We start from the raw sequence: 10,544 nt of genomic DNA on the forward strand, positions 1-10,544 counted from the left end.
GTCCGGCCCCCGGCGTCTTCCGGCCGCGGCGTTTCCCGGCCGCGGCGTCTTCCGGCCCCCGGCGTTTCCCGGTCCGTTGCGCGACGGTCCCGGCCCGGGAGCGGACACGAGGCGGTCCCGGGCCGGTCCGTGTGGTCGGCCCCCGGCCGGTCCCGTGCGGTCAGCCCCGGGCCGTGAGGGCGCGGGCGAGCACCCGGGAGCCGCGCCGGGGATCGAGGGCGTTCGCCCACTCCTCGGGGGCGAGCCCGGCGGCCGCGGGCGCGAATCCGTGCCGCAGGAACAGCTCCCCGCCGCCTCCGGTGGCCGTGAACACCGACCGCAGCGAGCGCGCCGAGCCCTCCGCCAGCGCGGCCCGCAGCAGCGCCGAACCCACCCCGCGGCCCTGACTGTCGGGCGCGACACAGAAGTTGTAGAGCACGCCCCGGGGTCCGTCGGGCCCCCGGGGGTGGACGCGCAGCCCCAGACAGCCCGCGAGGCCGCCGCCGGCGCGTTCCGCGACGAGGAAGTCGGCCGCGTCGGCGGCGTACAGGGCGAGGGGGCGCTCACGGAGCGCGCCGCAGCGGAAGAAGTGCCGGGACAGCGCGTGGAGGGCCTCGGCGTCGTCGTCCCGGGCCCGGCGCACCGAGGTGCGCGGGGGTGCGGCGGGGCGCGGCACGGCGGAACGGGGCGCGGCCGTGGTCAATGGGTTCCCTCTCCTCGGTCCCACTGGGTGCGCGGCGCGCCGAGCGCACGCGGCACCGGTGAGCATGACCGCACCACTTAGGCAAGGCTTGCCTTATCAAGGGCTACAGTACGACACGGTGATCGCCGGACCACCATCGGGGCGACCGGGGGAAGTTGGCTGGATCGGGAGGTATCGGACGCGTGCCGTCCTCCGGCTTGACGTGAGGCGATCCCAGATAGTTAGGTGAGCCTTACCTAATCTCCGCCACAGAGTCGGGGAGTCCCGTCAGGGAGAGGAAGACAGACGATGGCCGAAACGGCCCAGGAGCCGTCCGCGGCGGACGGCTCCGCACCGGACGCCCCCACGCACGACGCCTTCGCGCTGGAGCGACTCGTCCGCGACGTCGCCGAGATGCTCTATGTCGAGCCCGAGGACGTCGATGTGGCGGAAAGCCTCCTCGATCAGGGTCTGGACTCGATCCGTCTGATGACCCTGGTGGAGAACTGGCGCACCGACGGCGCCCGGATCAGCTTCGTCGAACTCGCCGAGCGGCCCACCCTCCAGGAGTGGGCGGCCCTGCTGAACGCCCCGGCCTGAGGGCCGCGTACGGCATACGGCGCCACCCGGCCCCGGCGCCGCGGCCCGAGGCCGCGGCCCCCGGCCGGCCGGCGCACCCGCCGCCCGGGCCCCGGGCCCCGAGCCGCTCCCGGCGGCCGGCCGGCGCACAGAAATCAACGGAGGAAGACACTCATGGGCGAGAGGCTGCGGGCCGACGGCCTGACCCTGGCCTACGACCGGCGCGTCGTGGCCGAGCACCTCGGCATCGGCATTCCCGACGGATCGCTGACGGTGATCGTCGGCCCCAACGCCTGCGGCAAGTCCACCTTGCTGCACGCCCTGGCCCGGATCATCAAACCGCAGGAGGGCGCGGTCGTCCTCGACGGCCGCCCCATCGCCTCGATGTCGCCGAAGACGCTCGCCCAGCACCTGGGACTGCTGCCCCAGTCCCCCACCACGCCCGACGGCATCACCGTCGCGGACCTGGTGGCGCGCGGCCGGTTCCCGTACCGGAAGCTGCTGCGCCAGTGGTCGGCCGAGGACGACACGGCCGTGCTGTCGGCGATGCGCGCCACCGGGGTCGCCGAACTCGCCCACCGGCTGGTGGACGAGCTGTCCGGCGGCCAGCGCCAGCGCGTCTGGCTCGCCATGGCCCTCGCCCAGGAGACCCCGATCCTGCTGCTGGACGAGCCCACCACCTTCCTCGACATCGCCCACCAGGTCGATGTGCTCGACCTCTGCGCCGAACTCCGCGAGGAGCAGCGGCGGACCGTGGTCGCGGTGCTGCACGACCTCAACCACGCCTGCCGCTACGCCACCCATCTGATCGCCATGCGCGACGGCAAGGTCATGGCGCAGGGCCCGCCCTCCGAGATCGTCACCGCCGAGCTGGTGGAGGAGGTCTTCGGGCTGCGCTGCCGGATCATCGTCGACCCCGAGACGGACACCCCGCTGGTGCTGCCGCTGGCCCGCGCGTCCCGGGCCGGTCTCGGCCCCGCCGCGACCGGCGGAAGAGCGACGACAGGGGAGTCCCGTGCCACTGCGTGACCACCTCATCGACATATCGCCCCTGCGCGACAGCAAGGACTTCCGCGCCATCTTCGTCGCGCGCGTGGTGTCCCTGGTGGGCCTCGGCATGGCGACCGTGGCGCTCAGCGACCAGGTCTACGACCTGACCAGGTCGACCTTCCAGGTCGCCGTGGCCGGCACGGTCATGAGCGTGACGGTGCTCCTCGGCTCGCTCGCGGGCGGGGTGATGGCCGACCGGATGGACCGGCGCGGAATCATCGTCTTCGCCCGGGGAGCCGCCGCGCTCGCCTTCGCCGGACTCGCCGTCAACGCCTTCCAGCCGGACCCCCAGTTGTGGGCGATCCTGGTCTGCATCGCCTGGGACGGTCTCGCCACCGGTGTCAGCGTCACCGCGCTGATGGCGGTCGCCCCCACCCTCGTACGCTCCGACCAGCTGCCCGCCGCCGGCGCGCTGATCTCCCTCACCGGGGAGATCGGCTCCATCGGCGCGCCGCTGCTGGGCGGTGTGCTGCTCGCCCTGTGGGGACCCGGCCCGGTCTACACCCTCGCCGCCGTCACCACCATGATCACCACCTTTCTCATCTCCCGCATCCGCTCGCTGCCGCCCGGCGCGGCCGACGACGACGATGACGAGGGCGAGGAGGACAGCGGCTCGCTGCTGGTCGCCTTCAAGTACGCCTGGCGCAACAAGGTCGTCGGCGGACTGCTCTCCCTCGGCGGCGTGACCGCGCTGTTCACCATGCCGGTCGTGCTCTTCCCCGAGATGGTCGACAAGGAGTTCGGCGACAGCGAGGTGATCCTCGGACTGCTCTACACGGCCCCGGCGATCGGCTCGGTCATCGTCTCGGCCGGCAGCGGATGGCTCACCCGGACCTCCCGGCCCGGCAAGGTGCTGCTGACGGCCGCCTTCACCGGCGGCGTCGCCACCATCGGCTTCGGCGTGAGCGGACTGCTCGACCTCGGCGTCGTCGGCCATCTGGGCTTCGCCCTGATCATGCTGGCGGTGGCGGGCGGCGCGGGCACGGTGTACGAGATCCTCGAGTACGCGCTCATCCAGCACAACACCCCCGACCGGCTGCGCGGCCGGATCGTCAGCGTCAGCACCACCCAGGACACCGCCGGCGATCTCGTCGGCGACGTCGAAGCGGCCCTGGTCGCCAAGTGGTTCAGCCCGGCCGGAGCCGCCATCGTCAACGGCACGATCTGCGCGCTGGCGGCGGTCGTCGTCGCGGTCGCGGTGCCCGCGCTCCGCAAGGCGACCCTCCCGGCGGGCTGGGACGACGACGAGGACGAGGAGGAGGACGACGCCGGAGCGGGTCCCGCCGCCGGCGGGTCCGCGCCGGAGAAGAGCCCCGTCCCGACCGCCTGATCCAGGCCGCCCCAAGCCCCGAGACCCCGTTCCAGAACACCGTCCGCCGCCCCGGCGGACCGAGAGAGGCAGAACCCCCATGCTCCGAACCCGTGCGCACGCGACGAGCGCCGCGCGTACCCCGGGAATCCGTACCGCCCGGCTGCGCAGGGCCGCCGCCGGACTGGTCGCCGCCGTCGCGGTCACCCTCACCGCGTCCTGCTCCACGACCACGGACGGCTCGGGCGGCGGCGAGAAGAAGAAGGACGGCGCCTCGGGCACCCGGACCGTCCAGACGCCCGACGGGCCGGTGAAGATACCCGCCGACCCCCAGCGCATCATCGGCCTCTCCTACGCCTCCGCGTGGATGCTGGACGCCGGAGTGCCGATGGTGGGCGTCACCGACATCGACTCCGGTGCGCTGAGCGCCGACCAGAAGGCCGCCGTCGAGAAGATGACGATCGTCGGCGAGGGCAACGAGCTGAACTTCGAGAAGATCCTCTCGCTCAAGCCCGACCTGATCGTCATCTCCGCCCCCAAGCACGTCCCGTTCAACATCGAGAAGCTCAAGCCGATCGCCCCCGTGCTCTCGTACGGCATCGGCAAGCCGACCGAGCTGCTGCCCGCCTCGCTCAGCGTGCTCGACGCGGCGGGCGCGGCCGAGGAGGGCGCGGAGTTCAAGAAGGCGTACGACGACAAGCTGGCCGGCCTCAAGAGCGACTACGCCGACAAGATCGCCCGTACCGACTGGGCCATCGTCAACTCCGGTGAGGCCGGGAAGTTCTCCGTCTACACCGAGACCTCCTGGCTCGGCGCCGTCGCCAAGGACGCCGGGCTGAAGTTCGCGCCGGTCGCGGGCGCGCCCGAGGGCGAGTTCTCCTACGACCTGTCCTTCGAGCAGATCGGCAAGCTGAAGGACGCCGACGTCATCCTGGTCGACGGCGACGGCGAGAACGGCGCGCCGGTCGCCGAGACCGTCTCGCTGACGGAGCAGAAGAACTGGTCGGAGCTGCCCGCCGCGAAGAAGAAGCAGGTGCACCCGGTGCCCGGCTTCTTCATCAGCCGCTACCCCGAGGGCGTCAAGATCCTCGACCAGTTCGAGCAGATCCTCAAGGACCTCCCCTAGCGTCCGCCCCTCCGGCCCCGGAAGGCGCTTCCCGGGGCCGGACACCCGACCGCGGGGCGCGCCGCGTCCGCCAGGCCCCAGGACCGGCGCGTTCCGTGCGGGTACCGCCTCCGTCCACCGCCGCCGTCACCGACACCGGCGGTACGGGGGCGGCGCCCCGCTCCCGTACCGCGCCTCTCCCCCACCGGCTCCCCGCGACCCCCGCCCGCCGACACCCCGTGCCGTCGCGTCCGAACCCTGGAGCAAGATCCCATGACCGAGCGTGCTTCCCAGCGTCTTCCCCTCACCGGGGCCCAGACGGGCGTCTGGTACGGCCAGCGGCTCGACCCGGCGTCCCCGGTCTACAACGTCGGCCAGTACGTCGAGGTCGACGGACCGCTCGACCTGGAGCTGTTCGCGCGGGCGCTGCGGCGGGCCGTCGCCGAGGCCGACGCGCTCACCGTGCGGTTCGAGGAGGACGAGAACGGCGAGCCGGTCCAGCTGACCGGCGGACCCCTCGGCGACGGGCCCGCGCTCTCGGTCACCGACCACGGCGCCGCCCCCGACCCGCGCGCCTGCGCGCTGGCCGCGATGCGCGCCGACATGGACCGGGCGGCCGACCCGGCCGCCGAGCCGCTGTTCGCCTTCGCCCTGCACACCGTCGGCCCCGGCCGCACCCTCTGGTACCAGCGCGCCCACCACATCGCCTTCGACGCCTACAGCTTCTCGCTGCTGTCGCGGCGCACCGCCGAGATCTACTCCGCGCTCGCGCTCGGCGCGGAGCCCGCGCCCCGCGCCTTCGGCTCGCTCGCCTCCGTCGTCGAGGAGGAGCGCGTCTACCGCGCGTCCGAGCGCTGGGCCGAGGACCGCGCGTACTGGCTGGAGCGGCTCGCCGACCGGCCGGAGCCGGAGCCGCTCGGCGGGGCCTCCTTCCCCGCCTCCCACACCTTCCTCCGCGAGGGCGTCACCCTCTCCGCGGAGACCACCGCCGGGCTGTTCGCGCTCGCCCGCGCCGCCCGCGCCAGCTGGGCCGACGCGGTGACCGCCGCGTTCGCCGCCTATCTCCACCGGTCCACCGGCAGCCGCGACGTCCTGCTGTCGCTGCCCGCCATGGCCCGCCTCGGCTCCGCCGCGCTGAACGTGCCCGCGATGGTCGTCAATGTGCTGCCGCTGCGGGTCGCCGTCCACCCCGGCGCCCCGCTCGCCGAGCTGACCGCCGACGTCGCCCGCCATGTTCGCGACCTCCGCCGCCATCAGCGCTACCGCGCCGAGGACATCCGCCGCGACCTCGGGCTCGTCGGCCGCGAACAGGGCCTGCTGGGCCCCATGGTCAATGTCAAGGCGTTCGACAACGCCCTCGACTTCGCCGGCTCCCCGGGCACGGTCCACAATGTCGCCGCCGGACCGGTGGACGATCTCACCCTCGGTCTCTACCACGACGCGGGCAGCGGGCGGATCCGCTTCGAGTTCGACGGCAATCCGCGCGCGTACGACGCCGGGACGCTGGCGGCCCGCTCCGCCGAGTTCGCGCACTTCCTCGCCGAGGCCGCCGCCGCGGGTCCCGCCGCCCCGGCCGGCCGGCTCGATCTGCTGCCGGCCGAGACCCGCCGGGCCCTGCTCCAGGACGGGAACGACACCGCGCACGAGGTCTCGGGCGAGAGCGTCGTCGACGCCTTCGAACGGCGGGCCCGCGCCCACGGCGACCTCCCGGCCGTGATCACCTCGGCCGGGACCCTCTCCTACGCCGAACTCGACGACCGCGCGAGCCGGCTGGCCCGGCTGCTCGCCGCCCGGGGGGCGGGACCCGAGAAGATCGTCGGCCTCGCCCTGCCCCGCTCAGCCGAGCTGCTCGTCGCGCTGCTCGCCGTGCTCAAGACGGGCGGCGCGTATCTGCCGCTGGATCTGGACTACCCGGCCGACCGGCTGGAGTTCATGGTCGCGGACGCCCGCCCGGTGTGCACCCTCACCACCCTGGACTCGGCGGCCGCCGCGCCCGACGTACGCGGGGTGGAGACCGTCGTCCTGGACGCCCCGGACACCCTCGCCGCGCTCGCCGATCTGTCCGGGGAGCCGCTCGGCGCCGCCCCCGACGGCGCGAACCCGGCGTACGTCATCTACACCTCGGGCTCCACCGGCCGCCCCAAGGGCGTCGTCGTCCCGCACGCGGCCCTCGCCAACTTCCTGGAGATGCAGCGCGCCGAGCTGGGGCTCGCGCCGGGCGACCGGCTGCTCGCCGTCACCACCGTCTCCTTCGACATCGCCGCGCTGGAGATCCACACCCCGCTGATCAGCGGCGCGGCCGTGGTCCTCGCCGACCGCGACACCGTGCGCGACCCGGCCGCGCTCGCCTCGCTCGTGGACGCCCACCGGCCCGCCGTCATGCAGGCCACCCCCTCGCTGTGGCACGCCCTGCTGGAGGACGGCCGCCCCCGCTCGCTCGGCGGGACGGCCGTGCTCGTCGGCGGCGAGGCGCTCCCCGCCGACCTCGCGGAACGGCTCGCCCGCGCCGCGAAGTCCGTGACCAATGTGTACGGCCCCACCGAGGTCACCGTCTGGGCGACCTCCGCCGCGCTCGACCCCGGCCACACCGGCGTCCCCGACATCGGCGGACCGTTCTGGAACACCCGGGCGTACGTGCTCGACGGCTCGCTGCGCCCCGCCCCGGCCGGGCGGCCGGGCGAGCTGTATCTCGCGGGGGCGCAGCTGGCCCGGGGGTATCTGGGCCGGTACGCGCTGACCGCCGAGCGGTTCGTCGCCGACCCGTTCTCGGCGGCGGGCGAGCGGATGTACCGCACGGGCGATCTGGTGCGCCGCCGCCCCGACGGGCGGATCGAGTTCATCGGCCGCGCGGACGACCAGGTGAAGGTGCGCGGGTTCCGGATCGAGCTGGGCGAGATCGAGAGCGCCCTGACCGCGCGGGAGGACGTGGGACGGGCGGTGGTGCTGGTCCGCGAGGACCGCCCCGGGGTGCGGCACCTCGTCGGCTATGTCACCCCGGCGGTGCGGCCGTCCGCCGAGGCCGGCGCACGGCCCTCCGGGGCGGACGCACGGCCGGCGCTGGATCCGGCCGGGCTGCGGCAGAGCGTGGCCGACCGGGTGCCCGAGTACATGGTGCCGACGGTCGTCGTGGTGCTCGACGCCTTCCCGCTGACCGCCAACGGCAAGATCGACCGCCGGTCGCTGCCCGCTCCCGACACCGGCCCGGACACCGCCGGGGGCCGCGCCCCGCGCGACGCCCGGGAGGAGATCGTCGCCGGGATCTTCGCCGGCGTCCTCGGGCTGGACTCGGTCGGCCCCGACGACGACTTCTTCTCGCTCGGCGGGCACTCGCTGCTCGGCGCCCGGGTCGTGGCCCGGGTCCGCGCCGCGCTGGGCGCGGAGTGCACGATCGGCGATGTCTTCGAGGCCCGCACGGTCGCCGCCCTCACCGCCCGGCTGGGCTCCCGCTCCGCCGCCGCCGAACGGCCCGCGCTGACCGCCGCCGACGACGGCGACGGCGGGGCGCCGTCGCCCCTGTCGTACGCGCAGCGGCGGCTCTGGTTCCTGCACCAGATGCACGGACCGAGCGCCGTGTACAACATCCCGTTCACGGCCCGGTTCGCCGAACCGCTGGACACCGGAGCCCTGCGGGTCGCGGTGGACGCCGTCGTCGCCCGCCACGAGGCGCTGCGCACCGTCTTCGGCGAGGTCGACGGGGAGCCGTATCAGCGGGTGCTCGACCCGGCGGCGGCGTCCGTGCCGCTGCGGGTCCTGGACGTCCCCGAGAGCCGTTTCGACGCGGAGGCGGAGTCCGCGCTCGGCCATCTCTTCGATCTGGCCGCCGAGCCGCCGCTGCGGGTGACCGTGCTGCGGGACCCGGCGACGGGGGCGCACGCGCTGGTCGTGCTGCTTCATCACATCGCGAGCGACGAGTGGTCCATGGGACCGTTCCTGAGCGGGCTGGAGCAGGCGTACGCGGCCCATCGCGACGGCGCGGAGCCGGGGCTCGGCACGCCGGCGGTGCAGTACGCCGACTACGCCCGCTGGCAGCGCGTGCTGCTCGGCGACCCGGCCGACGAGACCTCGCTCGCCGCCCGCCAGTCAGCCCACTGGCGCACCGCGCTGGCCGGGCTGCCCGAGGAGCTGAGCCTCCCCGCCGACCGGCCGCGTCCGGCCGTCCCGAGCGACGCGGGCGGCATGGTGCACCGGACGGTCCCCGCCGAACTGGCGGCCGGGGTGCGGCGGCTGGCCCGCGAGAGCGGCAGCAGCGTCTTCATGGTGGTGCACGCGGCGGTGGCGGCCCTGCTGCACCGGCTCGGCGCGGGCGACGACATCCCCCTCGGCAGCCCGGTCGCGGGCCGGGGCGAGACCGCCCTCGACGAACTGGTCGGCTTCTTCGTCAACACCGTCGTACTGCGCGCCGACCTCTCCGGCGACCCCACCTTCGCCGAACTGCTGGAGCGGATCCGCGCCACCGACCTCGCCGCGCTGGACCACACCGATCTGCCCTTCGACAGCGTGGTGGAGGCGGTCAACCCGGAGCGCTCGCCGACCCGCCACCCGCTCTTCCAGACGATGGTGTCCCACAGCACGGTCACCCAGGACATCCGTACGCTCTTCGGGCTGGCCGCCGAGGTGGACCGGGTCGATCCGGGCGTCGCCAAGTTCGATCTGGACATCACCTTCTCCGACACGGCGCACAGCGAGGATCTCGATCTGGAGGTCTTCTACGCCGCCGATCTCTTCGACCGGGCGACGGTGGAGACGCTGGCGGAGCGGCTGCTGCGGCTGCTGGAGCGGGCCGTGGCCGACCCCGCCCGGCCCGTCGCCGACCTGGAACTGCTGGACAGCGCCGAGCACGCGCGGCTCGCCGTCTGGAACGACACCCGCCGGACCGTCCCGGACACCACCATCGTCCGCGTCCTGGCCGATCAGGCCGCCGCCACCCCCGACGCCCTCGCCGTCGTCGCCGGAGACGTCCGGCTCACCTTCGCCGAACTCCGGGACCGTACCGATCGGCTGGCCCGCCGGCTCGTCCGACGCGGGGTGGGACCCGACGACATCGTCGCCCTGGCGATACCCCGGTCCGCCGACGCCGTCGTCGCCACCTTCGCCGTCCTCACCGCCGGCGCCGCCTACCTCCCCCTCGACCTCGACCACCCGGCCGAACGCCTCGCGTACATGCTCACCGACGCCGCACCCGCCTGCGTCATCACCACCGCCGCCACACCCGAACTCCCCGGCGACCACCCCCTGCTCGTCATGGACGCCCCTGAGACGACGGCGGAGCCCGCGGAGGCGGAGCTGTCCGCCGAGCCGCTCAGCGCGGAATCGATTGATCCGGAGCATGCCGCGTATGTGATCTACACATCCGGTTCCACGGGCCGTCCCAAGGGCGTGGTCCTCACCCACGCCGGGCTCACCCATCTCTACCGGGATCACGAACGCGAGCTGTACACCCCCGTCGCCCAGCGCCTCGGCCGACGCGTCCGCGCCCTGCACACCGCGTCCTTCTCCTTCGACTCCTCCTGGGAACAGCTCCTCTGGCTCGTCGCCGGACACGAACTCCACATCCTGGACGAGTACGAACGACGCGACGCCGAAGCCGTCGTCGCCCACGTCCGCCGCCACCGCATCGACACCCTCGACGTCACCCCCTCCTACGCACGCCAGCTCCTCGACGCCGGACTCCTCACCGGCGACTGGAAGCCCCCACTCTTCCTCCTCGGCGGCGAAGCCGTACCCCCCGCCCTCTGGACCGAACTGCGCGCCATACCCGACACCGAGACCGTCAACTACTACGGCCCCACCGAATTCACCGTCGACGCCCTCGTCGCACGCACCGACGACTGCGACACTCC

6 protein-coding genes are annotated in these 10,544 nt (G+C 74.0%); 5 read left to right on the forward strand and 1 reads right to left on the reverse strand.

Annotated features, from left to right (window positions below):
• Positions 1 to 160: 160 nt before the first annotated feature.
• Positions 161 to 682, reverse strand: coding sequence for a GNAT family N-acetyltransferase (locus ACF089_RS31140; protein ID WP_392033907.1), 522 nt, complete (start codon positions 680 to 682; stop codon positions 161 to 163).
• A gap of 288 nt (positions 683 to 970) precedes the next feature.
• Between ACF089_RS31140 and ACF089_RS31145 the strand changes: the two genes are divergently transcribed.
• The 5 genes from ACF089_RS31145 to ACF089_RS31165 all read left to right on the forward strand — a co-directional run.
• Positions 971 to 1,261, forward strand: a complete 291-nt coding sequence (locus tag ACF089_RS31145; protein ID WP_392033910.1) for a phosphopantetheine-binding protein — start codon at positions 971 to 973, stop codon at positions 1,259 to 1,261.
• 153 nt (positions 1,262 to 1,414) lie between these two features.
• The gene (locus tag ACF089_RS31150; RefSeq protein ID WP_392033913.1) at positions 1,415 to 2,269 is read left to right on the forward strand and encodes an ABC transporter ATP-binding protein; all 855 of its coding nucleotides are present in this window, start codon (positions 1,415 to 1,417) and stop codon (positions 2,267 to 2,269) included.
• Positions 2,256 to 3,620 carry an enterobactin transporter EntS gene (entS, locus tag ACF089_RS31155; protein WP_392033916.1) on the forward strand — a complete coding sequence of 455 codons (1,365 nt, stop codon included), beginning with the start codon at positions 2,256 to 2,258 and terminating at the stop codon, positions 3,618 to 3,620. Before ACF089_RS31150 ends, entS begins: the two co-directional genes overlap by 14 nt.
• Positions 3,621 to 3,699: 79 nt before the next feature.
• A complete protein-coding gene (locus ACF089_RS31160) occupies positions 3,700 to 4,725 on the forward strand; it encodes an ABC transporter substrate-binding protein (protein WP_392033919.1) in 1,026 nt (341 codons plus the stop codon).
• Positions 4,726 to 4,977: 252 nt separating this feature from the next.
• On the forward strand, positions 4,978 to 10,544 hold a 5,567-nt coding region (locus ACF089_RS31165; protein ID WP_392033922.1), incomplete at its 3' end, for an amino acid adenylation domain-containing protein.

This window comes from Streptomyces sp. NPDC014894, assembly GCF_043080985.1.
Lineage (GTDB): Bacteria > Actinomycetota > Actinomycetes > Streptomycetales > Streptomycetaceae > Streptomyces.